The sequence below is a fragment of the Acinetobacter lwoffii genome (genome assembly GCF_024129595.1).
GTDB classification, from domain to species: Bacteria; Pseudomonadota; Gammaproteobacteria; order Pseudomonadales; family Moraxellaceae; genus Acinetobacter; species Acinetobacter lwoffii_O.
Genome location: NZ_JAMXXS010000007.1, coordinates 14,581 through 41,175, shown reverse-complemented (window position 1 = coordinate 41,175; position 26,595 = coordinate 14,581). Strand labels below are relative to the sequence as shown.

At 45.2% G+C, this 26,595-nt stretch carries 23 protein-coding genes; 11 read left to right on the top strand and 12 right to left on the bottom strand.

Annotated elements, in window-relative coordinates:
* Positions 1 to 87: 87 nt before the first annotated feature.
* The 4 genes from NI466_RS05460 to NI466_RS05445 all read left to right on the top strand — a co-directional run bounded on the left by NI466_RS05460 (position 88) and on the right by NI466_RS05445 (position 3,956).
* Complete coding sequence (locus tag NI466_RS05460) at positions 88 to 1,536, top strand: coniferyl aldehyde dehydrogenase (RefSeq protein WP_004278439.1); 1,449 nt, start codon at positions 88 to 90, stop codon at positions 1,534 to 1,536.
* Between the two features lie 165 nt (positions 1,537 to 1,701).
* Positions 1,702 to 1,938, top strand: a complete 237-nt coding sequence (rpmB, locus tag NI466_RS05455) for a 50S ribosomal protein L28 (RefSeq protein ID WP_000048256.1) — start codon at positions 1,702 to 1,704, stop codon at positions 1,936 to 1,938.
* A gap of 12 nt (positions 1,939 to 1,950) precedes the next feature.
* Entirely contained in the window at positions 1,951 to 2,106 is a 156-nt protein-coding gene (gene rpmG, locus NI466_RS05450) for a 50S ribosomal protein L33 (RefSeq protein ID WP_001205031.1), read from the top strand.
* A 134-nt stretch (positions 2,107 to 2,240) separates the two neighbouring features.
* A complete protein-coding gene (locus NI466_RS05445; protein WP_005107946.1) occupies positions 2,241 to 3,956 on the top strand; it encodes a cation:proton antiporter in 1,716 nt (571 codons plus the stop codon).
* A 256-nt stretch (positions 3,957 to 4,212) separates the two neighbouring features.
* Here the strand turns inward: NI466_RS05445 and NI466_RS05440 are convergent, their stop codons facing one another.
* The 10 genes from NI466_RS05440 to NI466_RS05395 form a co-directional block, all read right to left on the bottom strand.
* Positions 4,213 to 4,491: a hypothetical protein gene (locus tag NI466_RS05440; RefSeq protein WP_004278462.1), complete on the bottom strand. Its 279-nt coding sequence runs from the start codon at positions 4,489 to 4,491 to the stop codon at positions 4,213 to 4,215.
* A 105-nt stretch (positions 4,492 to 4,596) separates the two neighbouring features.
* The gene (locus tag NI466_RS05435; protein WP_004278463.1) at positions 4,597 to 5,100 is read right to left on the bottom strand and encodes a DUF6586 family protein; all 504 of its coding nucleotides are present in this window, start codon (positions 5,098 to 5,100) and stop codon (positions 4,597 to 4,599) included.
* A 194-nt stretch (positions 5,101 to 5,294) separates the two neighbouring features.
* Positions 5,295 to 5,546 (bottom strand): RNA recognition motif domain-containing protein, encoded by a 252-nt coding sequence (locus NI466_RS05430; RefSeq protein ID WP_004729489.1) that lies wholly within the window; start codon positions 5,544 to 5,546, stop codon positions 5,295 to 5,297.
* Between the two features lie 83 nt (positions 5,547 to 5,629).
* A complete protein-coding gene (locus NI466_RS05425) occupies positions 5,630 to 7,618 on the bottom strand; it encodes an ATP-dependent helicase (RefSeq protein WP_253173009.1) in 1,989 nt (662 codons plus the stop codon).
* A gap of 152 nt (positions 7,619 to 7,770) precedes the next feature.
* Entirely contained in the window at positions 7,771 to 8,910 is a 1,140-nt protein-coding gene (locus NI466_RS05420; RefSeq protein ID WP_253173007.1) for a glycerate kinase, read from the bottom strand.
* Between the two features lie 65 nt (positions 8,911 to 8,975).
* The gene (locus NI466_RS05415) at positions 8,976 to 9,731 is read right to left on the bottom strand and encodes a hypothetical protein (protein WP_253173005.1); all 756 of its coding nucleotides are present in this window, start codon (positions 9,729 to 9,731) and stop codon (positions 8,976 to 8,978) included.
* 95 nt (positions 9,732 to 9,826) lie between these two features.
* Positions 9,827 to 12,469: a type I DNA topoisomerase gene (gene topA, locus NI466_RS05410; RefSeq protein ID WP_253173003.1), complete on the bottom strand. Its 2,643-nt coding sequence runs from the start codon at positions 12,467 to 12,469 to the stop codon at positions 9,827 to 9,829.
* A 30-nt stretch (positions 12,470 to 12,499) separates the two neighbouring features.
* The gene (locus NI466_RS05405) at positions 12,500 to 12,949 is read right to left on the bottom strand and encodes a hypothetical protein (RefSeq protein ID WP_004647398.1); all 450 of its coding nucleotides are present in this window, start codon (positions 12,947 to 12,949) and stop codon (positions 12,500 to 12,502) included.
* A 70-nt stretch (positions 12,950 to 13,019) separates the two neighbouring features.
* A complete protein-coding gene (locus NI466_RS05400) occupies positions 13,020 to 14,024 on the bottom strand; it encodes a hypothetical protein (protein ID WP_253173002.1) in 1,005 nt (334 codons plus the stop codon).
* Positions 14,025 to 14,391: 367 nt separating this feature from the next.
* Entirely contained in the window at positions 14,392 to 14,637 is a 246-nt protein-coding gene (locus NI466_RS05395; protein WP_004278477.1) for a SlyX family protein, read from the bottom strand.
* Between the two features lie 33 nt (positions 14,638 to 14,670).
* Between NI466_RS05395 and NI466_RS05390 the strand changes: the two genes are divergently transcribed.
* Positions 14,671 to 16,575 (top strand): ATP-binding cassette domain-containing protein, encoded by a 1,905-nt coding sequence (locus NI466_RS05390; RefSeq protein ID WP_253173000.1) that lies wholly within the window; start codon positions 14,671 to 14,673, stop codon positions 16,573 to 16,575.
* 107 nt (positions 16,576 to 16,682) lie between these two features.
* A complete protein-coding gene (locus NI466_RS05385; protein ID WP_253172999.1) occupies positions 16,683 to 17,618 on the top strand; it encodes an LpxL/LpxP family acyltransferase in 936 nt (311 codons plus the stop codon).
* A gap of 323 nt (positions 17,619 to 17,941) precedes the next feature.
* Here NI466_RS05385 and NI466_RS05380 read toward each other — a convergent pair whose 3' ends face one another.
* Complete coding sequence (locus NI466_RS05380; RefSeq protein WP_253172998.1) at positions 17,942 to 19,072, bottom strand: endonuclease/exonuclease/phosphatase family protein; 1,131 nt, start codon at positions 19,070 to 19,072, stop codon at positions 17,942 to 17,944.
* A gap of 188 nt (positions 19,073 to 19,260) precedes the next feature.
* Here NI466_RS05380 and asd point away from each other — a divergent pair, with 188 nt between their 5' ends.
* The 5 genes from asd to truA all read left to right on the top strand — a co-directional run bounded on the left by asd (position 19,261) and on the right by truA (position 25,351).
* A complete protein-coding gene (asd, locus tag NI466_RS05375; RefSeq protein WP_044111848.1) occupies positions 19,261 to 20,379 on the top strand; it encodes an aspartate-semialdehyde dehydrogenase in 1,119 nt (372 codons plus the stop codon).
* Between the two features lie 120 nt (positions 20,380 to 20,499).
* Positions 20,500 to 22,071, top strand: a complete 1,572-nt coding sequence (locus NI466_RS05370; protein ID WP_253172996.1) for a FimV/HubP-related protein — start codon at positions 20,500 to 20,502, stop codon at positions 22,069 to 22,071.
* Between the two features lie 66 nt (positions 22,072 to 22,137).
* A complete protein-coding gene (fimV, locus tag NI466_RS05365; RefSeq protein ID WP_253172994.1) occupies positions 22,138 to 23,523 on the top strand; it encodes a T4P machinery localization factor FimV in 1,386 nt (461 codons plus the stop codon).
* A 46-nt stretch (positions 23,524 to 23,569) separates the two neighbouring features.
* On the top strand, positions 23,570 to 24,538 hold the full coding sequence (locus tag NI466_RS05360; RefSeq protein WP_253172992.1) for an asparaginase domain-containing protein: 969 nt from the start codon (positions 23,570 to 23,572) through the stop codon (positions 24,536 to 24,538).
* A gap of 15 nt (positions 24,539 to 24,553) precedes the next feature.
* Positions 24,554 to 25,351, top strand: a complete 798-nt coding sequence (truA, locus tag NI466_RS05355; RefSeq protein ID WP_253172990.1) for a tRNA pseudouridine(38-40) synthase TruA — start codon at positions 24,554 to 24,556, stop codon at positions 25,349 to 25,351.
* A 120-nt stretch (positions 25,352 to 25,471) separates the two neighbouring features.
* Here the strand turns inward: truA and NI466_RS05350 are convergent, their stop codons facing one another.
* The gene (locus tag NI466_RS05350) at positions 25,472 to 26,479 is read right to left on the bottom strand and encodes an AraC family transcriptional regulator (protein ID WP_005107962.1); all 1,008 of its coding nucleotides are present in this window, start codon (positions 26,477 to 26,479) and stop codon (positions 25,472 to 25,474) included.
* Between the last annotated feature and the right edge of the window lie 116 nt (positions 26,480 to 26,595).

Below are 26,595 nucleotides of genomic sequence, written 5' to 3'. Positions count from 1 at the left end.
AGCAGGCTAACACACAAAGTCACTTGACTAATTAGAGTATTTGCTCTAAAAATTAATTAATCGATTTTTGAATAATGGTAGTGCGGCATGAACAGTCACACAAAAACAACATCAATGACACCACATTTTTTTGATAGCCAATATCTGAATGAAGTCTTGGCGCAACAAAAACACGCTTATTTACACTACCCTCTGCCGACTGCAAAGGAACGTATCGATCGTTTAGCTCGACTTAAGCGTATCTTAGTTAAGTATCAAGATCAATTTGCTGACGCAATTAATCAGGACTATGGTAACCGTTCCATTGGGGAAACCAAGATTGGTGAACTGCTCACCTGTCTGGAACATATTAAATATTACAGCAAAAACCTGACCCGTTGGATGAAACCTTCCAAGCGTCATGTCGGCATTATTCATCAGCCGGCCAAAGCCTGGGTGCAATATCAGCCTTTGGGTGTAGTCGGAATTATCGCACCGTGGAACTATCCGCTGTTGCTCTCGATTGGCCCACTAATTTGTGCCCTGGCGGCCGGCAACCATGCCATGATCAAAATTTCCAGTGCATCGGCTGCCTTTGGTGAAGTTCTGGAAAAAGCCCTGGCTGAAGCCTTCCCTAAAGAATTGGTCGCTGTGGTGAATGGTGGCGGTGTGATTTCAGATGCTTTCTGTCGTTTGCCTTTCGATAAACTGATTTTCACCGGCTCAACTGCAGTCGGTAAAACCGTCATGGCAGCCGCTGCCGAAAATCTGGTGCCGGTGATTCTGGAACTGGGCGGTAAATCGCCGGTACTGGTGCATCCATCGATTGATCTGCGCGATGTCGCGCAGCGGATTGCGGTGGGCAAACTCTGGAATGCCGGTCAGACCTGTGTAGCGCCAGACTATATGTTCCTGCCTCTCGGAAAAACTGCCGAGTTCATTGATCACTTTAAAGCCTGTGTCGAAAGCATGTATCCGGATATCACCCATAATCAGGATTACACCTCGATTATTAATGTCAAACAATATAACCGTCTGCAAGGCTATCTGGATGATGCGCGTGAACAGGGTGCGCAAGTCATTGAAATTAATCCGCGTAGTGAAAACTCGGCTGATCTGCGCAAGATTGCACCGACCATCGTGACCAATGTCACCCCGATGATGCAGATCATGCAGCATGAAATCTTTGGCCCACTGTTACCGATCATGGAATATGATCAAATTGACGATGTCATCGACTTTATTAATAGCCGTCCGCGTCCACTTGCTTTATACTACTTCGACTTTGATCAGGCGCGTGCCGATTATGTCGCACAGCGTACCCATTCAGGGCATTTCGGGCAAAATACGGTACTGACCCATGTTGCGCAGGATGATCTACCATTTGGGGGTGTCGGTGCATCAGGTATGGGTAAATACCATGGCCCAGAAGGCTTCTTCAGTTTGTCGCATGAACGCTCAGTAATGTCGAATCCAAAGCTGTACAGCTTGAAATACATTCTGCCACCGTTCAATAAACCGATTCACAAGCTGATTTCGAAGACACTTCTCCGCTAAATGATCAAGGCATGAGCTATCGATATAGTTCGTGCCGCGTTTTGACGAAAATCGCTTGTCTTTTAAGCGCATTTTTGATATAAAACGCCCCTTGAATGATTTCAATCCGTTTATTTTTGACTGGCCATACAGATTTGCTGTTGGCTAAATCAATGGAGTTACACCATGTCTAAGGTTTGCCAAGTTACCGGCAAGCGTCCAGTCGTTGGTAACAACGTCTCACACGCCAACAACAAAACTAAGCGCCGGTTCGAGCCGAACCTGCACCACCACCGTTTCTGGTTAGAAAGCGAAAAACGTTTTGTACGTCTTCGTTTAACCACTAAAGGTATGCGTATTATCGACAAATTGGGCATTGAAAAGGTTGTTGCTGACCTACGTGCTCAAGGTCAAAAGATCTAAGGAGTCTGAACCATGCGTGATAAAATTCGCTTAGTTTCTTCAGCTGGTACAGGTTATTTCTATACCACGACTAAGAACAAACGTACTATGCCGGAAAAAATGGAAATCAAAAAATTTGATCCAAAAATCCGTCAACACGTAATCTTCAAAGAAGCTAAAATCAAATAATTTTAGTTTCTTTAAAAAAACGACCTTCGCGGGTCGTTTTTTTTGCACTTTTTTTATCCGGCTTGATAAACTTTCTGCATGTTTTGGCACTTTTTGTGCTTATTTCCCAGCAAACCTAGCTAAAGGAGTATTTAGTGCCACATGACGTAGAGCTCATTATATTACTGGCTGTTGGTTTTGGCTTAGCTTTGGTCTTTGGCTATCTCGCTGCACGGCTACGTCTCCCCCCTTTGATCGGCTATCTCATTGCCGGCATTCTGATTAGTCCCCACACGCCCGGTGTGGTCGGTGATATTCATCTGGCCAACCAGTTGGCAGAATTAGGCGTCATGTTCCTGATGTTTGGCGTCGGAATGCATTTTTCCCTAAACGATCTGATGCAGGTACGCCGGATTGCCCTGCCTGGTGCGATTTTACAGATTGCAGTTGCCACCTTGCTCGGGGTTGGAGTTTCGATGCTGTGGGGCTGGAGCTTTGGCTCAGCACTGGTCTTCGGCCTAAGCCTGTCTTGTGCCAGTACCGTGGTTCTACTCAAAGCCCTTGGTGATCGTGGCTTACTGGATTCAATCAATGGCCGAATTGCTGTTGGCTGGTTGCTGGTCGAAGATCTGGTCATGGTCTTGGCGCTGGTACTGTTACCTGCCACTGCGGTGCTTTTAGGTGGGCAGGCGCTGGAAGGCGCAAGCGATGAGAATATCTGGCTTACCTTAGGGATTACCTTACTTAAAGTCGCAGGCTTTATTGCCTTCATGCTGATTATTGGTAAACGCTTGATTCCGATGATCATACAGGTGGTGGCACGTCTGGGTTCACGTGAGCTGTTTACCTTAACAGTGGTGGCTGCTGCCGTCTCGATTGCCTTTGGTGCTTATAAGATCTTTGGCGTGTCGATGGCACTGGGTGCTTTCTTTGCCGGGATGGTGGTGAAAGAATCTGATTTCAGTCATCGTGCCGAAGAAGAAACCTTGCCACTGCGTGAAATTTTCTCGATTTTATTCTTTGTCTCCGTCGGCATGCTGTTTGATCCGCGCATCCTGCTGGAACAGCCTTTACATGTACTGGCCGTGGTCGGGATTATCATGATTGGTAAAACTATTGCCGCGATGGCACTGGTGCTGTTCTTCCGTTATCCGATCAATACCGCTTTGACCGTCGGTGCTTCTCTGGCACAGATTGGTGAGTTCTCCTTTATTTTGGCTGCACTCGGTGTTTCGCTCAATCTGCTTTCGCTGGAAGGTCAAAACCTGATTCTGGCAGGTGCCTTAATTTCGATTACGCTTAACTCCTTTATCTTTTCCGCGATTGAGCCGGTACAGAAATGGATTCGGGAACGCTCGACTCTGGCCCGCTTACTGGAACGCAGTGGTGACCCTTTGGCAATGTTGCCGGATGAAGTCTCACAGGATTACCTGCGCGATCAGGTGGTCATTATTGGCCATGGTGAGGTGGGACGTCGCATTACCCGCTCATTGATGGAAGAAAACATTAAGGTGGTGATTGCCGAAGAAAACCGTGACATCGTCGAAAACCTACGTGAAAAAGGCATTGCTGCAGTGTCTGGTGTAGCCACTGAAGCCGGAGTACTGATTCAAGCACATATTCAACATGCGCGCTTACTGGTTATCTCTCCTATGGATATTATCGATATTCATAAAATCGTGGACATTGCCAAGACCTTGAATCCACAAATTCAGGTACTGGTCTGTGCGGAAAGCAAGGAAGAAGCTGAAGCCATTCGTCGGGATAATGTCGGTGCGGTTTATTATGCCAAAGAAGAAATGGCAAAAAATATGAGCAATCATATTTTGAACCAGATTGAGATCGCGCATCAGCATACGCCTTCTCATTAAAGTTTTTCTTTGAATAAACGCCAAATAAAAAAGTTGCCGGATCTGGCAACTTTTTTTATGGACATCAATATATCTCTGAGCCAAAGATTTTATTAACACACTGGCTTCAGACTGCTCACGACTTAAATTTTAAAATACTGATTTTTCATCTTCATTTCAAATGAACGTTTTATGGTACTTAAAATCTGCCTAATTTAATAACCTATAAAACTCAAAAAGCACACCGATAGTGTGCTTTCTAAATAAATTTCAACGATTAACTCATATACTTTGGTTCTTCATCCACAACTTCAGCCTGCCACTCATTGACCTGCTGTTCCAGCAAACCATAGAGTGCTGCCTGAATCATCTGTTGCGCAATCACGGGCGTCTGCTCTCCAAGTAAAGCTTTCACCTCATCATTAAATTGAATCATGACCAAAGGCTGTTTATGTGAGCCTGCATTGCGTAGAGCCAACGCGCCGCCTTCAAGTTGAACGAGTTCTAAAATCGCGTCTTGATTACCAAATAAATCTTTCAACTGTTCTATAGACATATATCCTCCATGTTCAACATGGTGGCAAAGCGCCGGGTGCACTTTGCATCATTAGAGTAATTGATATAGGGTTAAAAATTGCATTTTCAAGTACAGCCGATCCGATTAAAATTCAATCATCTCATTACGAAAACCATCAATTAATTGGGTCAGGTCACGATGCCACTCTCTCAATATAGCAGTATCAGGTAACCACGCTTGTGGAGACTGTGTGACTTTAATGATGAGATTTGAGGAGGTTTCGTCTTCAGGTTCTGGGGTACTTGGTTCGGGCGCATACTGGCACAGACGGTACGCGCGCTTCAGTTCAGCAATGAAACCGCTCTTGGACAAATGTTGCAATACCGCCACTTCTGGCGAAATCTGGCCTTTGGCCGCCATCAGTTCTTCGATCGATTTTAGCGTCGGATGAGGATCATTCAGGCGATAGTAACGCACCAGTTCCTGTAAAAATGCTAACAAAGCACCATGCAAATGAAACACAGTTGCTTCACGTTGTGCCTGAGCCTGTTGTACATGTTCGGTTTGCTCTGCTTGCTGGCAGGATAGACGGGCGAAATACAGTTTTTGATTGGTACGGTCCGCATGATAGCGAGCAACACGGGTCATCGAGATTTCCTAAGGGTTAAAACAAATTTTGGCTTTTATAAAGTAAAAGGTTCGCCTGCATTTCGCAATCAAAAGATGTTTAGACTGAATCAATCCCGCACTGAAATTCAGAGCATTGAGCTCACTGATTAAGTACGGCGATACTAAATTTCGACCATAAAAAAAGGAGCCTATCAAGTGCTCCTTTTTTGAGTTTAAGCCTGAGGCTTGTCTTCTGCAGCTTTCACGCGGATCCCATGTCCGTGCAAGCGCAACGTGTTCAGGCCTTTAATGGCTTTCACCGCTTCACGGCCATGTGGCATTTCTACAAAAGCAAAACCTTTTGATTTGCCTGTTGCTGCATCAAGCACCAAAGTACAGGTCTCCACTGTGCCATATTCCTGGAACAGTTTCAGTAATTCGGCTTCTGTGACCGTACGTTCTAAATTACGAACTAAAATTTTCATCTTACAACCTTAAGAAGATAGGCAAAAAATATCAAAAAGCACGCGCCTACTCTACTTTTTGCATGAAACAACTTTGCCATAGTTTAATCGAGATCAATGCCAAAATCTAAATTAATCGACTTGCGTTCAATCAAGGCACTTTTTACCGTTTGCTGCCGGGTCTTGTAATGGGTTTCCGTGGTACATAAATGCCGGGTGAGATCATTCAGGAAATAGCTTTCGACTTTACGCCCCTGCTCATCGACCGTTTCCCGCGCCCAATGATTCAGGTTCTGTTTGGTCAGAATCAATTCATTTTTTGCCCGGGTCAACGCCACATATAGCACACGACGTTCTTCTTCGACATCATCAAAGTCACCCTGAGCACGTGCATGCGGGTAATTGCCTGGCGTGACATTGGCCACATAACAGACATTTTGCTCAGTACCTTTTGCCGAGTGAATGGTGATTAAGGTCACCACATCATGATCCGACTGGCGTTCAATTTCCGAGATTGACACCGGATCCAGTACATATTCCTCTAAAAATTCACTCAACTGTGAATGCTTGGAGGCCAGCTGTTTGACGAGTTCAAAATCACTCTGGCGACGTGGCCAATCCTTTTTATAGTTTTCCGCCAACTGCGATTCAATCGCCTGAATCGCAAGACCGACACAGGCTTGCACTTCGCCTTTGAGCACACTCATCTGCTGCATGATGAGAATAGTTTCTAATGGTATCTTGCCAAATTTTTCCAAATTATCTGCAATAGCTTCCATTTCCGGTTCAGCCAATAACTGCTGCGATAGCTTACTGGCACCCACATCACCAACACCATTCCACAGGGTCAAGAAACGCATCCAGGCGATATCATCCAGCGGATTGGCGACTACGCGCAGCATGCTGAGCAAATCTTTGACATGCGCCGTTTCCAACAGCTTCATGCCACCAATAAAGCGATACGGCACATTAGCCGCGATACAGGCTGCCTCAATATGCCGTGCGGCAAAACTGGAACGAACCAGCACCATATGCTCGCCCCACTTACTACCTTGCAGATAATGACGCTCTTTAATATCAATCGCGATCCATTTGGCTTCATCAAACTCATTCGGGAAAATATGCATGCGCGGCTTAATGCCTTCTCCGCGATACGCTTCCAGACGTTTGTCATATTTGATTTCAGACTGATCGAGCAGCCAGTTGGACAGATCCAGAATTTCCTGGGTCGAGCGGTAGTTTTTTTCTAATTTAAAAATCTGCGCATCTGGCACACGCTCTTTGAAATGGTGAATATTTTCAAAGTCTGCACCACGAAAACCATAAATCGACTGCGCATCATCACCGACACAGAACAGGCTAATCTGGTCTTTCAGTGGCTCCAGCAAAGCCCATTGCAATGGATTGGTATCCTGCATTTCATCGACCAGCATATGCCGACAGATCGAAGCGACATAGTCGACCAGACCTTCGGACTGTGCCAGCGCCGTGGCAACTACCGCTAGGATGTCATCATAATCCAGAAAGCTGCGCACCTGCTTACGTGCTTCATATTCTTTCATGATGTCAGCAATCTGGTCTTTGAGAGCCAGATATTCTGGCATCTGTTTTTCTAATGCCAGACTGAGTTTTTGCCGGGTATTCCGTGCAAAAGAATACAGGTCACATAATTCCTGAGGCTTAGGCAAATGATTGGGATTTTTCTTGTCATCACGGCCGCGAATCAGGCGGAACATCATCAGCTGATCATCACGATCAATAATCGAAAACTGTTCCAGACCAAAAGCTTTCGGAATACGGCGCAGCAGATACATACAGAAGGTATGAAAGGTCGAGGCTCGCAGCCCCTTGGCTTGTTCACCAAGTGCCAGTTCGACACGCGCCACAATTTCACTGGCTGCACGGCGAGTAAAGGTCAGAATCTGAATCTGCTTGGCAGGCACGCCCTGTTCAATCAAGTAAGCTGCGCGTGCCACGATGGTCTTGGTTTTGCCACAACCTGCCCCGGCCAGCACTAAACTGTGTTTTGCTTCTGTGGTGGCTGCTTGTCTTTGCTGAGGATTTAATTCATCAATCAGGGTGGCTAAACTCATTTTCACTCATCATTTTGTGGATGTATGTAGTTTAACAGATCGCTTCCAGAATTATGGCTTTTCAGTTGTCCTGAAACTGTCTCCAATTTTATTTCCTGATTTGATATTAGCTAACGACAGGGCGTGCTGGATTACAGGAGAGAGAAATACTTTCACTCTGTCAAAAGATTTTTAACTATCTCAGCGACAGCTTTCTCCAAGTTCATTTCTGCATTATTTAAGGCTTCCTCTAAAGGACAATCTGGCGGATTAATCCCAACAATCTGGCTAAATCCTGACTCAAACAAATCCTCAATCCCTTCACCGACTAGACCCGAAAAAGCAATCACCGGTTTATTGAAGTGTTTTGCAACCTGCGCCACACCAAATGGCGTTTTGCCAAATTTGGTTTGAAAATCAATTTTACCTTCCCCGGTAAACACATGATCTGCTTGCGCTATTTTTTCACCCAGTTGAACCTGTTCAATCATCAGCTCTACACCTGATCGAATGGAAGCAGCAGTGAATGCCATTAAACCAAAACCCAATCCACCGGCAGCGCCCGCACCTGCCACATGACGATAATCACAGCCAATCTGCTGAGCAACCACATCGGCGAAATGACAGAGGTTTTGATCCAACTGCTTGACCATTTCAGGCGTTGCACCTTTTTGTGGTCCAAAGATTATCGATGCACCATTTGGTCCACACAGTGGATTGTTGACATCCGATGCAATGATTATTTCAGTATCTGCTAAACGTGGATCAAGTTCGGATAAATCCATTGATTTGACCAGATCTAAGTTTCCACCACAGACCTGAATTGACTCACTCTTATAATTTAGAAACCGCACACCCAGTGCTTGCGCCATACCAGCACCTGCATCATTGGTAATACTGCCACCGAGCCCAATGATGATTTTTTTCACATCCAAATCCAATGCTTGTTTGATCATTTCTCCTGTACCATAGGTCGAAGTAAGCATCGGGTTACGCTGTGAAGGTTTCAATAAATGAATGCCATTGGCCTTGGCCATTTCAATCACGGCAGTCTGGCTTGCATCAACCAAACCCCAATAGGTCTGAATACGTTGCTCAGATAATGGCCCGGTCACTTCACATGCAATACTTTCCCCCTTCAAGCTTGAAATCAGTGCATCGACCGTGCCTTCACCGCCATCAGCCATTGGCACATGAATAATATTGGCATCCGGAATGACGTTCTGAATACCGCGTTGCATGGCCTGACAAGCCTGCGCAGCAGACATGCTTTCTTTAAACGAGTCAGGAGCAAGCACAAAGGTGAGCGGCATGGTGTGATCTTTTATCCACAAATGAAGTCTAAATTGTGGATAAATCCAGCACTATCCACAAGTCTTTATTTCCAGCCCAGTTCAATTGCAGTTATCTCATTAATCAAGGTTTGATTTAAAGATTCTGGCATTTTACTGGTGGTTTGAGACAGTGGAATATGTCCTGCCATCAGCTCCGCCTTGGTTTGCGGAAATAAGGGTTGCTGATCTGGAAATGCATAACCCAGCGGATAAATCGGTTGACCTGTCGCTAAATCATATTTATCCGAAGCGCCAAAGGCATGCAGCAATTCATGGACCAAGACAATTTTATTCTGTTCAGTTTGTTGTTTGGATGCAAATAGATTTATCGAACCAATCCGGCCTTTTTGCAAGGCAGTGGAATGTTTCAATTGCTTGGTCTGCACAGGATCATAGTAATTTAAAAATAAAGTCACATTAGCTGAAGGGTCTGAACTCTGTCGCTGTTTCCAAGCATAGAACCGGAATTTTAAACTCCATAAAACTGTATTGATGAGCGAAGCCTGCTCAGGGACTTTGGGCGGTAGAACTTTAAGCTCACGGCCTAAATTAAAATAAAAATAAGTCGGCTGTCCGCGATACTGCTGAGCTGCTTTTTCCAGATATTCCCTTGCTCCATTCAGGTCCTGAACTGACAGTTGCTGAATATATTTCTGTGTGGTTGGTAATCCATCAGCACTAATCGGATGCAGCAAAACAATAATCGGCTTTGACCAGTTCTGGTTTTGATCACGATAGGCATTGACTGCGACAATCAATAAGATGATTAATAAAATCAGAATCCGAATCTTTTTCCACATGGCCCCAAATCAACCTTGATTATTGTTTTTAAAATGAAGATACATCATAAATAAAAAATGCCGACTTTCGTCAGCATTTTTTTGAATCTTAGAGTTTAGGCTTCAACCCATTTTCCGTCCTGATAAACCAGAGACCATTTGGTTTGCTTGCCTTCTGCAGTTTCCGAACCAATATATTGTGACTGGTTCTTACGGCTAAATTTTACCAGAGTTGGATTCCCTTCCGGGTCCACATCAGGTGCCTGCAAGATAAACTGATACTTTGGATCAAGCTGGTCGGCAACAGAACGAATCTCGGCCACTTTCGGTGCACGGGTTTCACGCACTTTCGGGAACTTGCTTGCCGCCAGGAATAAACCGGCTGCACCGTCACGCAGTACAAAGAAATCGTCATGCTTGGCAGAACGTAAATGCTCCATCTTGATCGGATCCACACGTGGAGGCGCAGGCTGACCGCTCTTTAAGACTTTACGGGTATTGTCACAGCTGGTACAGGCAAAATACGGGCCAAAACGACCCGTCTTCAGCTGCATTTCACCATCACACTTGTCGCATGGGATACTCGGGCCATCATAGCCTTTAATTTTGAACTCGCCTTCTTCAAGTTCAAAACCACTACAGTCCGGGTTATTCCCACAGATATGCAGTTTACGGCCGCCATCAATCACATAGCTGTCCATGGCAGTTTCACAGATCGGACAACGCTTCTTCGACATCAGGTCAGCAGTTTCCGCAGCCTCATCATCAGATAATGCAGCCAGAGACTCCACTGGTGTCAGGTTCAAGGTTCCCTTACAACGCTCTTTCGGCGGTAGGTTATAGCCTGAACAACCCAAGAATACGCCTGTGGTTCCGGTACGAATCTGCATTGGACGGTCACATTCTTTACAGTGTACTGCATCCACTTCTACAGGCTGATTACGGCGCATACCGTTCTCGCCTTGCGCCGTAGTCAAACGTTGCTTAAAATCGCCATAGAAGCTGTCTAATAACTCTTTCCAGTTACGCTCACCATCTGCTACTTTATCCAGCTGACCTTCAAGATCTGCGGTAAAGGCATAGTTCATCAGATTACTAAAATTTTCATCCAGACGATCGGTAACGATCTCACCCATCTTCTCGGCATAGAGACGACGGTTATCCAGTTTCACATAACCACGATCCTGAATGGTCGAGATAATCGCAGCATAGGTCGATGGACGGCCAATGCCTTTTTTCTCGAGTTCTTTGACCAGTGAGGCTTCAGTAAAACGAGCTGGTGGCTTGGTGAAATGTTGAGATGGATCAAGTTTCTCAAGTTTAAGCACTTCACCGACTTTGACCGCAGGCAATAAAATATCGTCATCGGCTTTATTGGCACCACGCACGCGGGTAAAGCCATCAAAGACCAAGGTACGGCCTTTGGCTTTCAGTTCTACGCCATTGGCATCCACCAAAATGGTAGAAGACAGATATTCTGCCGGAGTCATCTGACAAGCAACAAACTGGCGCCAGATCAAGTCATAGAGGCGCTGTGCATCACGCTCAACACCCACCAGACTGTCGCCTTTTAAGCCAACCATAGATGGACGAATCGCCTCATGCGCTTCTTGCGCACCGGCTTTATTGCCATAGCGGTTTGGTTTGGCCGGCAGGTACTTCTCACCAAATTCTGATTCGATATGGCCACGGACCATGCTTACCGCATCATCACTCAAGAAGGTCGAGTCGGTACGCATATAGGTAATGAAGCCGGCTTCATACAGACGCTGCGCCAGCATCATGGTTTTCTTCACAGAAAAACCGAGACGGGTACTGGCTGCCTGTTGTAGCGTTGACGTGATATACGGCGCACTTGGATTAACCTTGGTTGGCTTATCTTCACGTGCAGAAACCGTATAATCCGCATCTTTGATCAGGTTTAATAAGGCATCAGTTTCGGCTTTGTTGCGCAGCTTGAGCGTCTTGCCATTTTGCTTGACCGCTTCGAGACGAATATCATCTTTTTTCGATTTGGTATCGGCAAACACCTGCCAGTATTCTTCAGGAATGAAGGCACGAATTTCACGTTCACGCTCGACCACCAGCTTCACTGCAACCGACTGTACACGACCGGCCGACAGACCACGCGCAATCTTTTCCCAAAGCAATGGCGAAATCATAAAGCCCACGACACGATCCAGGAAACGGCGTGCCTGCTGCGCATTGACTTTATTGGTATCCAGACGTGACGGATGCTTAAAGGCATCCTGAATCGCATTTTTGGTAATTTCATTAAAGACCACACGCTGATAACGCGAATCATCACCGCCGATGACTTCTTTTAAATGCCAGGCAATCGCCTCTCCTTCCCTGTCCATATCCGTTGCCAGATAGACTTCATCGACTTGCGATGCCAGTTTTTTCAGTTCGGCAACCACATGTTCTTTGCCAGGAAGGACTTCGTATTTGGCTTTCCAGTCATGTTCCGGATCGACACCCATGCGGTTAATCAACGCATTCTGTGATTTTTCAGCTTTTTCTGCATCCGTCAGTTTGGTACGTGTCGCTGGTTTTTTCTCTGTCGATTTTGCAGAACCGCCAGTCGGTAAGTCACGCACATGACCCACCGATGATTTTACGATGTAGTTCGGACCAAGGTACTTATTGATTGTTTTCGCTTTTGCAGGCGACTCCACAATCACTAGGGCACGCTTGCTTCCAGCGTCGGGAGACTTCGCTGTGCTGCTTTTTGATGTGGACCGAGGAGCGTTCGCCATAATTAACCGTTAATCCTGTTTATTTCTAAATTAAAGTTCAGCCAAAGCGTGTAACAGTGCTTTGATGTCGTCGAGTTGGGTCGCTCTTAAATCAGCTTCTTCATCCCAGTACATGCCGACACAGTTGGCCTGCATATCAATAGCATAAATGCCTTTTAATGCAATGGGAAAATCTTTAAATTTCTCATCACCCTGCACGATTTCGAGTTTATTATCGACAACACGGGCGCGCATCAGGGGCAAACGCGCATCTGGCATCAGCACACTGTAGTATGCGACCATACTGGCACGACTTTCAGTCGCCTTGGGGATTTTGGTCCAGTCCGGTGCCACCACCAGACGTGGATGCAAACCCATTTTACGGGCTTTATCACGCATCAGCCCCAAGGCTTTTTCTCGGGGACTTACACGTAACCCGAAAATCGACCCTATGACGAAAATGATGATGACCACCGTCACCCAGATTCCAGTGTTTTCCATAGTTCAACCTTTATGTTCTATTATTAGAGTTGCATAAGCAGAATATAAAACGCAAGTTTGCACGATAAAATTAATTCAGGAACATTTCATGACTATATAAAATTTCGTGACCATTCCAGTAAATATAACCTTTCTCGATCAGTTCTTTCAGCAGCAAGCGGATGTCCGATTTTGGAAATAACTGTTCCAGTAAATCACGCAGTTCATAAATGTCTTTAGGTTTGTCGCCCTGCAATTCACGCAGTTTACGCGCCACTTCTAGTTGGACCGGATCGATCCGGCCAAAATTCTTGAACAGGTCTTGCTGTGCCGACTGGATTGGTGACTTGAGTATTTCAGATTCAACTGGAGCTTCTTCTGCCTTCAGTTGGGAAATGACCTGATCCAGTTTTGGATTTTCAACCGGGCTTTGTTCATCCAGATTGAGTTGCAGCCATTGTTTCAAAACTTTTTTGCGGAAGCTGATTTGCTCATCATAGCGTTTGACGATTTTCAGGTTAATCAACATGCCGACCACATGCTGAGCTTTTACCGGCATCACTTGCAGAATATTCGCCACTGAGTTTTTTAGGGTTTCCACCGTATTCGGTTTGCCGCTCATTTTCCCTAACGCATCACAGTATTTTTTCACCAGTTGCAAGGCAGGTTTGTTCTTGATGGTATCCAGACTCGGAAGATGATTTTTAGGTTGATCGGTTGGAATGTTTGTCTCATCAGGCTGAATCTGAATTAGGTGACACGGAATATCAGAAGCTTGCAGCATCTGCTGCAACATCTCGCAGCTGTCCATCGCCGAGATCAATTCAACCTCGGTTTCCGGCTCCAGTAGCGCCATAAGCTGACCGACAATGACCGCATATTCATATTCTTTTTGTGGCGATTCAGGCGTGTCCAGTACCACCACCTGACCACTGCTAACCCAGCCGGCAAGCTCGGTTAAATCCTCTAAGGAGAATTCAAATTTTCCAGCACAGCTAAACAGATATAAAGTCGAATAATGCGCCACAATCTCACGCATTAACTTGGCTGTGGGGAAATTATTTTCGAGGTCGAGTAGAACAACTTTTGGGTGCATGGGACGCAATTCCGGAATGTACCTGAGAGCCGGTATTAGAGTAGGAAGTGAGTGAAAGGTCAAATAATTTTACGACTGAATGGGTGCAGGCCTGTTTCGGCAGAGGGCCAAACTGCATTTTATGAAATGCCTGAAAGAAATCTGTTTACGAGCGCGAATGTTTGTTTTCAGCAGAAAAACTCTTTTAAACTTGATGATCGCGCTGCGCTTTATTACTTTTATATGCGGATTTAATGCAATTTAAAAGCCAATTCAAAAAAATAATATTTCTCTTTTTAACATCTTATCGATTGGCTCATTTTTATTTTTCAATAAAAAACCCTTAGATCAGCTAAGGGTTGTTGTTGATTAAATCATTGGTTGCAAATTAATAATGCGGTGGGCGATCTGCAACCGGATCAAATTCTGCAATGCCTTCAGACAGATCTGAAGACTCAACACGTTGATATAACAGCGTCATTTGCTTTTTCAGATCAGCAATTTCCAGGGTCTGTTTGGCCACCTGATCATTCAACTGTTCAACTAAATCGTCTAAAAATGCAATTCGCACTTGCAAATCTTCAATGGGTGCGGAAAATGACGCCTGATCATTTAGATTTTGTTGTTTAGTCATTTAAAGTCCTCATTGGGGATTTCAGGAAACATTATGGCCTATATTACCCTTAGGGATGTCCAACTTGCGTTTGGTGGACCCGCCCTGCTCGACGGCGCGAATTTTAACTTGGAACGCGGCGAACGAGTGTGTTTGATTGGCCGTAATGGTGAGGGTAAGTCTACCTTACTTAAGCTGATTGAAGGAAGTTTACTGCCTGACAACGGCGAAGTTTCATTACAAAACGGCATTACTATTTCCATGCTGGCGCAAGATGTACCGATGGATTCAGGTAAAGTGGCTGATATCGTGGCAGATGGCGCTGGTGAAGCGTCAGAAGTTCTGCGTGCTTATCATGCTGCCAGTGAAGCTTGTGTACTAGGTGACATGGACGCCTGTGATCGTATGGGCAACCTGCAACACAAAATGGATCAGCTGGATGGCTGGGCCCTGGAAACCAAGGTCAATTCGATTTTAAGCAAAATGGGCCTGGACCCGGATGCAGATCTTGCCGATTTGTCTGGTGGTCGTAAACGTCGTGTCTTGCTAGCACGTGCTTTACTTACCCAACCTGATGTCCTGTTACTCGACGAACCGACTAACCATTTAGACGTTGAAAGTATCGAATGGCTGGAAAAATTCCTGCTCGATCAAAATAATTTGACCCTATTGTTCATTTCGCATGACCGTGCCTTTGTCGATAGCATTGCTACCCGTATTGTTGAACTGGATCGTGGTCAACTGCGTAGTTATGAAGGTAACTATTCACGTTATCTAGACCTGAAAGCCCAGCAAATGGAAGCTGAAGAAAAGCAAAATGCGCTGTTCGATAAAAAGCTGGCTGAGGAAGAAGTCTGGATCCGTCAAGGGATTAAAGCCCGTCGTACCCGTAACGAAGGTCGTGTCCGTGCCCTAAAAGCATTACGTGAAGAATCTAGAGCACGTCGTTCGCAACAAGGTAAAGTGACGATGGCGACTCAGGATGCCAACCGTTCCGGCAAACTGGTGTTTGAAATTGAGAACCTGAGTGTGAAATTCGGTGACAATGCACCGATCATCAACAACTTCTCTGCACTTGTCCTCCGTGGCGACCGTATCGGTCTGGTCGGTGATAACGGTGTCGGTAAAACTACCCTCATTAAAGCCATTCTGGGCGAGCTAGAACATGGCGGTACGGTGAAGACCGGTACGCAGTTAGAAGTGGCCTATTTCGACCAGCTCCGTAATGCGCTGGATCTGGAAAAATCTGTTAAAGATAACGTCTCAGAAGGTTCTGACCACGTGGATGTGAATGGTAACCGTCGTCATATCTATAGTTATTTACAAGATTTCCTGTTTTCGCCAGAACGTGCCCGTACACCAGTCAAAGCTTTGTCAGGTGGTGAGCGCAACCGTATCCTGCTAGCGAAACTGTTGCTGAAACCATCGAACCTGATTGTGATGGATGAGCCAACCAACGACCTGGATATGGTGACTTTAGAGTTACTGGAAGAGATGCTGGGTGGCTACAAAGGCACCCTGCTGTTGATCTCGCATGACCGTGCCTTTATGGACAACGTGGTAACATCCACTTGGGTCTTTGATGGTAAGGGCAATATTGACGAATATGTCGGCGGTTATCAGGATTATCTTGAACAGCGCCCGGATCAAACCGTGGTTGACCGAAAAAGTGCCGTGAAAAAAGCCATGGCCAAAGCAGAAGCCGAGACTGCGCCGGTCGCTGCCAAAAAAGTTAAACTCAGTTATAAAGACCAACGTGCACTTGAGCAACTTCCAGCTGAGATGGAAGCGCTAGAAAAAGAGCAGGCCGAGATCAATGCACAACTGGCTGATGGCTCTTTATTTGTGACTGATTCTGATAAAGCACTGAAACTGTCTAACCGTTTATCCGAAATTGATGAGCTGTTACTGGAAAAATTAGAGCGCTGGGAAGAGCTGGATAATCTAAGTAACGGCTAAATATTCTCCGAGCTTTTACTCAAGCATCTGTATTCGTACAGATGCTTTTTTATTTCAATAATCTTCTCTGTTAGACTGCATTTAATCTTTTGGCCCTATATTGTTTTATGAGTACTCAGCCTGCATATCAACCCGGTGAATTTCAATGGTCATTCCTGTTACCTCAATATTGGGGCAAATGGCTAGGCATTATTTTCCTGATGATTCTGGCGATCTTACCTTGGGCCATTCAGCATCGTCTGGCGTCCCTGCTGGGCCACCTTTCTTTTAAATACTTGAAATCACGCCGTGAAACCACGCTGCGTAATCTGGAAGTCTGCTTTCCCGAATGGTCTGAAAAGCAGGTACAGGACAATGCCCGTCAGGTATTTATCGATCAAATGCTGGGGGTGTTTGAGACGCTGAATGCCTGGTACAGTCCGAAATGGTTTCAGGGCCGCGTCAGTATTGAAGGCTTGGAACATATTCAAAAGGCACAAGCCGCAGGCCAAGGTATGCTTTTATTAGGCACGCATTCAACCTTGCTGGATGCAGGTGGCTACCTGTGCGCACAGTATTTTGACCCGGATGTGGTGTATCGTCCGCAGAATAATCCACTTTTGGACATGCTGATTTACCGTTGTCGCGCCACAATTTATGCCAATCAGATTGACCATGATGATATGCGCGGTCTGGTACGTAACCTGAAAAATGGCCATGCGATCTGGTACAGTCCGGATCAGGATTATGGTTTAAAACAAGGCGTGATGGCACCTTTTTTTGGCGTGCCTGCGGCGACTGTAACCGCACATCGCCGTTTACTGAAAATGACCAAAGCGGCTGCAATTCCTTTATATTTCTACCGTCATGGCGATATTAACAATCCGCGCTACCATGTGCTCATTGAACCGGCACTGGAAAACTTCCCTAGTGAGAATGAAGTTGAAGATGCCACTCGCGTGAACCGGGTGATTGAGCAGCAGTTGCGCATCGCACCGACCCAATATATGTGGTTCCACCGCCGTTTTAAGACTCGCCCTGAAGATTATAAATCAATTTACTAAATCGATTTGATCACGGAATTTGAAGGGCTATAGCTTAAAATCATGTTTAAGTAATTGAAATAATTTAACCCGAGCTCTACATCCTGTAAAACTCGGGTTAATGAGGTTGTGCTTTCACATATTATAATTCGTTCTGCTTTTTTGTGATTTCCCTTTCAGCATCATATCCATGATGTTTTCATTCAGCTTCGTCTTCCTTATGAGAATATCCTTTCTCGACTCCCTGTGCTGATAAACCTAGAATACCCAGATTCCCAACCCCTGCCCATTCGCAAGAAGCGTAAACTGTTGTAAGCAATATCGTACACTTTTCTTCTAAAAACCTATGAGATTTTGCCCCCTTCTTTATAAGCCAGGGCAACTTCATCAGTGACTATTTTTTCCTCTTTCTCTGCTTTCTGAATGCCCTCTTCAATGGCTTTTTGTGCTTCCTGCTCATCTTTATCAGTTTGTTCTAATGCTTCCTGAATATGCTCGAATACCCGACCGGTTTGTAAAACCAGAAAGACCGGAAAATGGTCAGAACCTACATGCGGTAAACGCTCCATGTGTACCAAGGCAAAATCGGTACTATGAAAGACGTGATCCAGCGACCAGCGGAAAAAAGGATAATCTGCGTGAAAAGTATTCACATAATGACGTCCTACCCGCGGATCCAGCAGCCCACTAATGCGTTGAAACAGGCGTGTGGTACGTGACCAGGCCACGTCATTCAGATCGCCCATGACGATACAGCTTTCATCCAGATCTTTAATCTGATCACCGACAATCAGCAGTTCAGCATCACGCAAGGTAGAATCCTTGGCCTCGGTCGGACTGGGTGGTTTGGGATGCAGACAGTAGAGCTGTACCGGTTGTCCTGAGCGTAAAATCACCGTGGTATGAATGGAGGGAATTTCATCACTCAGAATAAATTTAACCTCAGTTTCACTCAGTTCGAGCTTGCTATATAGATGCATGCCATACAGATTATCCAAAGGCACAGGCACACGATAAGGATAATCAGCTTCAATCACCGAGAGTGCATTTTGCCAGTTTTGATCGGTTTCCAGAGTCAAAACCAGATCTGGCTGATGAATCTGGATCTGCTCGATCAGTAAATGATATTTGGTATTGGTAGTAAGTACATTGGAAACGACCAGGGAAATCTGACGTTGCGGATCCAGCTGATCCTGCTTGACCTGCTTGACCTGTTTTTTCCAGATAAAGGTATAGGGCAATACCATTTTCAACTGATAGGCCAAAGCTGCCATCAGCCCGACAAAAAGCAGCTGATTCAACCAGTTCCAGGGATGATCAACCAGAAGAAAAAGAATAAAGGCGATAAAGCCCAATACCAGAATTTGTAAGCGTGGAAAATCCGCACCCCGAATCCACCATTCATCGCGTGGTATCAGTGACCAAAAACTTAACCAAATGACAATGATTGCCAGAATTTGGATAACCCATATCATAAACTGCGCTCTTAATTAAGTTATTATTTTTTCTAAAAGAAAAATGACGTTATCAATTTTGTATGTATCATAAAGCAGATATTTCTCTCAAGAATATTGATGTTTTGATTGTGTAGCTCTTGCAGTTGAGTCCCTTTTTGGTACACTCGAATCCCTTTTGATTTTTTAACGCACCGAGGCAAAGTGACATGAAAGTAGGTCTGGTCGGTTGGCGCGGGATGGTTGGTTCCGTCCTTATGCAACGTATGGTTGAAGAGAATGATTTTGCTCATTTTGAGCCATTCTATTTCTCTACCAGTAATGCAGGCGGTGAAGCGCCGGCATTTGGCGGTAAGACCGCCCCAGCACTTATGGATGCATCAGACATTAACAGTCTGAAGCAAATGGATGTCATTATTACCTGTCAAGGTGGCGACTATACTTCTGAAGTTTTCCCGAAACTGAAAGCTGAAGGCTGGAACGGTTACTGGATTGATGCAGCATCGACTTTACGTATGGATGATGAAGCCATCATCGTACTTGATCCGGTGAACATGCACGTGATCAAAGATGGTCTAGTCAAAGGCACCAAGACTTTTGTCGGTGGTAACTGTACGGTTTCCTTGATGCTGATGGGCTTGGGCGGTCTGTTCCAGAACAATCTGGTGGAATGGGCAACGTCAATGACGTATCAAGCCGCTTCTGGTGCGGGCGCGCAAAACATGCGTGAACTGATCAATGGTATGGGTTATTTATATAACAATACCAAAGAGTTGCTAGATGATCCACGTTCTCCAATTCTAGATATCGACTCTAGAATTGCTGAATTACAACGTGGTGAAGGCTTCCCGTCTGCAAACTTTGGCGTTCCTTTGGCTGGTTCACTCATTCCTTATATCGACAAGCAACTGGAAAGCGGCCAGTCGAAAGAAGAATGGAAAGGTCAGGTCGAGACCAACAAGATTCTGGGCAATCAGCAGATCGTGCCAATTGATGGTCACTGCGTGCGTATTGGTGCCATGCGTTGTCACTCTCAGGCATTAACCCTGAAATTGAAAAAAGATGTACCTTTGGATGAAATCGAAGACATCATTGCACGTGCCAATGACTGGTCTAAAGTGGTTCCAAATACTCGTGAAGCATCGATGACTGATCTGACACCTGTTGCTGTAACAGGTACTTTAACCGTTCCAGTGGGCCGTCTGCGCAAGCTGAACATGGGTAAAGAATATCTGGGTGCGTTCACTGTAGGTGACCAGTTGCTTTGGGGTGCCGCTGAGCCGTTACGCCGTATGCTACGTATTTTGATTGATTATAAAAATGCCTAATATCCTGTGGATATAAAGCCAAAAGCCGATCTTTATTGATCGGCTTTTTTATGTAACTATTGCGTAAGTATTTTACAAAAAACAAACATCCCGTTAATCTATAATTTTCGCTATGCGATAATGACTGAGCTCACGATTAAGATGACTGTATATAACAAATTAAAGCTTGCCATTTTAGCCATTGTCGCTTCACAAAACATTTATGCGATTAATGTAGATCCGGTTCAGATTCAGTCTGCCCCTGGGGAGTTACTTTACGCAGAAATGACTTTTCGGCAGTCTGATATCAATTTGCCGATTGAAGTCAGTCTGGCTTCACCTGAAGATTTAATCTCGATGGGTGCATCGCATCAGCCACCCGGTCATTTGAACTTTTTTACTCGGCGCAGCAATAATGGCACTGGGGTTATTACCATTACCTCTTCTCGACCCATGACAGAGCGCGAGCTGAATATTATTGTCAAAATCAAGGAAGGCAGTGCTGCACGTCTGCAACATATCCGTACGCCCTTACAAGCTAAAACCGATTTATTAAAAGCCAGCCTCAAACAGAATGAACGCCCGCTTGCACCAGTTGTCGTCGTCAGTGAAAAAGATATTGCACTCAACTTACCCGTAAGTAGCCATTACAGTACAGCAGCTTCCACAGCCTTAAACAAACCAGTGGTTTTAGAAAAGCCGTTGGCTTTGCAACGCACAGCACCACCTGCATTATCGAACACTTCCATTCCTAAAACTGCATTTGCACCAGCTGTAATGACATCAAGTCCAGCGATTCAGGCTCAAGCGATTGCGCCTGTGCTTAAAAGCGAGACTGTAACTGCACCCGATACTCAAGCCCCAGTTAAAACTGCAGCGGCGCTTTCAGATTCAGTAAAGACCTTACAAGCAACTCCTGCAGCAGCTTCGACTACAAACAAACCTGCTAGTACGCAGCCAGAAAATCAAAGTGCATCAGCACCAAATAAAGCAAATGTGCAGAAAGCGGCAGAGTCCCGTTCTGATCATCAAATCGCTTCCAGTGATCCATTGGTGAAAAAATTTGCTGAGGAACAAGCTAGAAAATCAACTGGATCAGCTAATCCGGTGAAAACTCCAGCTCCAGTTACAACAAAAGCTTCACCAGTCAAAGCAACTCCGAATCAGACTCAACCTACTTATGTAGTTCAATCCAATGAGTCACTGTGGGGAATTGCCTCACGAATTGCTCAACAGCAGCAGCGCCCGGTCAATGAAGTCATGCAACAAATTAAAAAAGACAATGAGCATGCCTTTATCGGAGGAAATGCCAATCGTCTACGTAAGGGTGCTGCATTGAACTTAAATACGACTCATCCTGCACCTGCGCCTATTAAAGTCACTGCGGCAAAGCAAACCGAGCTACCGTCTAAGCCTGCTGGCAAGACCAAATACCGCCTGAATCAGGCAGAAATGAGCCTAGTGGCTGAGAACGAGCGCGATTCCGAGCAAGTTTCTGCAAACCAGAACACAGAACGCAATCAAACATCAAAGGAATTATCATTAAAAGTTATGACAGCCCGAGAAAAAACCGTTAAATTACAGAGAAACGTGACTGAATTAGAATTGGCACTCAATCAGAAGGATCACAGAATTCAGTTATTAAATGCGCGTCTGGCCCAGCTACAACAACAGCTCAAAGCCCAACAAGCAGATAAGAAGCCAATTAATTAAAAAGTTACACATGACGATTTATTGGGATAGGCGAACTTAAACTACTCTATCCCCAAGGGGTAAAACATGCTGATTTATGTGATTCCATTAGTGATATTGATCATCGTATTAATTGTCTTTAAAAAACGACAAGATGCTCAAGAATCAGATAAAGCAAAAACTAAAACGGTCAAAGCGAAAAAACCTGGCTCTGCTTCAAAAGCTGCCCCACAAAGAACCAAAGTGGTGGAGCCAGTCGGGGTCACAAAAAAATCAGCAACGCCATTATCAGCAGACACACGTAAGAAAATTGAAGGCCTGATTCAGGAACGTAATTTTTTTGCGGCCGAAGCACAGATTAACCAGGCATTGAACCGGGATAATTCCCAGCATGAACTCTATCTGTTGTTATTGGATATTCATATCTTACAGCAAGATGATTTTGCGATTACCCAACTGATTAATCATATTCGTGTTCTGAAAATCGATGAACTTCTCTCTCAGGCTGAAGAAAAAAGAAGCGCCTATGAAAGAGACAAATCAATTAAACCAGATCCAGTTTCTAAGTCTGTTGTTCCCGCATCGAATATAAGTGATTTTGATGAATTGAGTCTTACATCACTTCCTGTGGATACAAAAGCTGGTTTAGCATTCGAGCAACTACAACAAGAAAGTGCGCCAGTTAAAGAAGAACCAGCACCTCTTGAATTTAATTTTAAGCCGAGTGCTGCGCCTGCCTCAACCAGCGCAACAAAGACTGAGCCTGAACAAGACAACAGTTTTGACTTTAATCCAAAGAGTAGCTTTACTCAGAGTGTGCCGACTGAATCAGCACCAGTAGAGGTTAATGAAGTTCAGTTTGACTTTGAATCTTTTAAAGTAGAGCCAACAACGTCAGAAATTTCTTCTGTAGCTTCTGATCGTCTAGAAACAGATTCTGAAAATAAAACGAATCTTAATCAGATTCCTGATCTTGATCTCAATTTAAGCACTAATAATGAACAGTTACCGGCTAGCGATGAAGAAATCAAGCCTCTAGATTTTTCATTCTCACTTGACACACCTGTACCAGCAGCTGAGAAAATTGCGGTGCCAGCGACTGAGTTTGATCTGTCCAGTTTGACAGCTGCAGCACCTGTGACAGAACCAACGCCACAAACTAATCTATCAAGCATAGATTTTAAATTAGATCATTTAGAAACCACGCCAGAAGCACCTGCTGCGACAGCGATGAATTTCGATCTTCCTGCTACGCCAGCTCACACAGTGATAGACCAGCATGATCCACTCGTGCAATCTTTCCCGGAATTACTGGATGTTAATGAAGCAGGTCTCAATCTTGATCTTGCCCAGCAATATATTCAACTCGGTGCCTATGCCGCTGCCCGTGAAATTATTGCCGAGCGAGAAGCTAAATATACTCCTGAACAACAGCAACGCGCAGAGCAATTACTGAATCAAATCGCATCTTGATGCATTTCGATTTACACTAAAGCAGTCAATAATTGGCTGCTTTTTTATGATAAAAAATATTGCATTAATTTATATGGGTGGCACATTCGGCTGCGTGGGAGATCCTCTTGCACCGATGCCTGCTGATTTATTTATTCCAAAGCTCGAACAGATACTTGCAGAGCAATATTTCGTCGAATGTCACCATGCACCCGCGATTAAGGACAGTAGTGCCTGCACAGCAACCGACTGGTTGCAACTGGTACAGTTTATTCAGCAATTGCAATCGCGGCAGATCCAGCATTTTGTGATCATTCACGGTACAGATACGCTGAGTTATGCCAGTGCAGTACTGGCACATTTTATCGGGAACTCGGCGCATGTGGTGCTGACCGGTAGCCAATATCCGTTGCTAAACGTTCAAGGCAATGAACAACGTGAATTTAGCGATGCCCTGGATAACCTGAAATTTGCACTAGATTCCGTCAGCGAATCTAACGCCGGGGTCTATCTGGCATTCCATCATCAGCTGCTACATGCGCAAACTGCACTGAAACAGCATACTACCGAGTTGAATGCCTTTTCAGGTCTTGAAGCCAATATCGCAATCCAAACCAGTCAAGCGTGTTATCAGATCGAAGCTAAAGATATTGTGAAAGCGGCTGAATTCAACTGTATGAGCATCATGATGCAGCCGATTGATCTGACCCAGCAGCTGAATAACCTGAACAACCTCTTGGCTCGACCACCGCATTTTTTATTTCTGCAAGGTTTTGGCACTGGCAACCTGGCGGTCAATGACGCCATGATTGCGCTCATTGATCAACTCTATGAGCATGGCTGTATTTCCGTCTTGACCACCCAGGTGCCTTTTGGTGCGACGGACCAGCGCTATGCCATTGCCGAATGGGTCAATCACTGCAAAATTTTGCTGAATGAAAGTTATGGACATGCGGATCTGTATGCAAAAGCCCTGAAAATGTATTTACAATACGACACTGTAGAGCAATGGCATCGTCATTGGTACGATCAATAAGGTTTTGAGGTCATTATGCAGCGTTTTGCGGTGGGAATTGAGTTTTGTGGGATGCATTATCGAGGATGGCAGACTCAACAGCCGGGAGTTGCAAGCGTACAGGAAACTATTGAAAAGGTCCTGAGCCGAGTTGCCGATCAACCGATTAGCCTACATGGTGCCGGCCGCACGGATGCCGGGGTACATGCGACCAACATGGTGGCACATTTTGATACTGATGCCGTGCGTTCTGAACGTGGCTGGCTGATGGGTTGCAATAGCCAACTCCCTAAAGATATCTCGATCCAGTGGATCAAAGAAATGGATCACAGCTTCCATGCCCGTTTTAAGGCGCAGGCGCGCCGCTACCGCTATGTGGTCTATAATCACCCTGTGCGCCCGGCATTGCTGCATAAACAGGTCACCCATGTCTATGCACCCCTTGATGTTGAACAGATGATATACGCCGCGAAAAAGTTTGAAGGCACGCATAACTTTGAAAGCTTCCGCGCCGCAGCCTGTCAGTCCAACCAGCCCGTTCGCCATGTCAGCCATTGCCACCTGATTCAGCATGGTCAATATCTGGTATTGGATATTCAAGCCGATGGCTTCCTGCACCATATGGTGCGCAACATCATGGGCTGTTTACTAGAAATTGGTCAAGGCATGTATGCTGCCGATCATATTGATACTATCTTCACTGCCGAAGACCGTAAAGCTGCAGGCGTGACTGCACCAGCAGATGGTTTGTATTTTATTCATGCTGACTATCCGGCGCAGTTTGAATTACCGGAGTTACCCTTAGGTCCACATTGGCTGAATATGCCGGAATAATTTTTAAATTTTTTAAAATATTTACCTCCCCTAACCCCTCCTGAAAGGAGGGGAACTACAACCCTACGAAAATACGGTAATGAAAAATCCCTCCTTTTAGGAGGGACTTAGGGAGGTCGTTTAACGCTGCTTGCGCTTCCGATATTCTACCGGTGTTTCATTGGTCCAACGTTTAAAGGCACGATAGAAGGTACTTGGCTCGGAAAAACCGGTCAGATAGACAATCCGCTCGACGCTCTCATTGGTACTCGCCAGCAAACGCTTGGCCAGACGACAGCGATAATCCGAGAGAATCTGCTGAAAACTGGTATGTGCCTCACTCAGTTGCGTTCTCAAACGGCGTGGCGTGATATTCAGTTGTGCTGCTACAGTTTCTAGCGTGGTTTCGCCACTCTCCAAAGTAGAGCCAATCGCACGACGGACTTCACCGACCAGATCATATCTTGCCAGTTCCTGTAATTTTTCAATCGCCAGTTGCTCATGCAGCTGCAACAGCTCAGGTTCAGCCTGCCACAGCGGATATTCCAGGATAGTCGGATCGAAATACAAACGAGTTTCTTTCTGACCTAGACTGACCGGACACTCATAAACCCGGAAGTATTCATCATCAGGTGCCCCTTTATAAAAATTAAAATCGATATAAATCGGCTCAAAACGCCCTTCGGTAATAAATTTAAAGAAACGCAGTACACCTGACATAGCACATTCAGTAAAATGACGATTGACCAGACTCTCAGCAAAAGGCTGTTCACCATTGGTTAAATAGCAGCGATCATCTTCAATCACTAATTTGGCAGCAAAGGCATCGCTGATCAGTCGCTGATAAGCCAAAGCACGTTTCAGTCCCTCACCAAAATTTTCAGATGAAACAAACAGGTGTTCAATGACCTGACCACGATAAAGTGGCAGGTGCTCACCCAGATGTAATCCAATGTCCGGGTCCTTGCTGACTTCCTCTGCCGCCACCCAAAAGGCATATTGGGCACTCAGCGGGGTACGGTCATTGGCTTCCACCTGATTTAAAGCCACTCCTGCTTTGGTCAAAAGTTCTTCTGTTGGCAACCCCGCACGACGAATCGCCTGATAGCCTAAACGCAATACGACTGATGCATCCGTTAGCTGACTCACTCAAAAGCCTTCCTTGTATGTACTTCATTTATACTTAAAAAGATTAATTTTAGATTAACTGTGATTGACCAAACTGACAACAGAAACAGGTGTCTTTTTAGTTAAAAAAATTATCG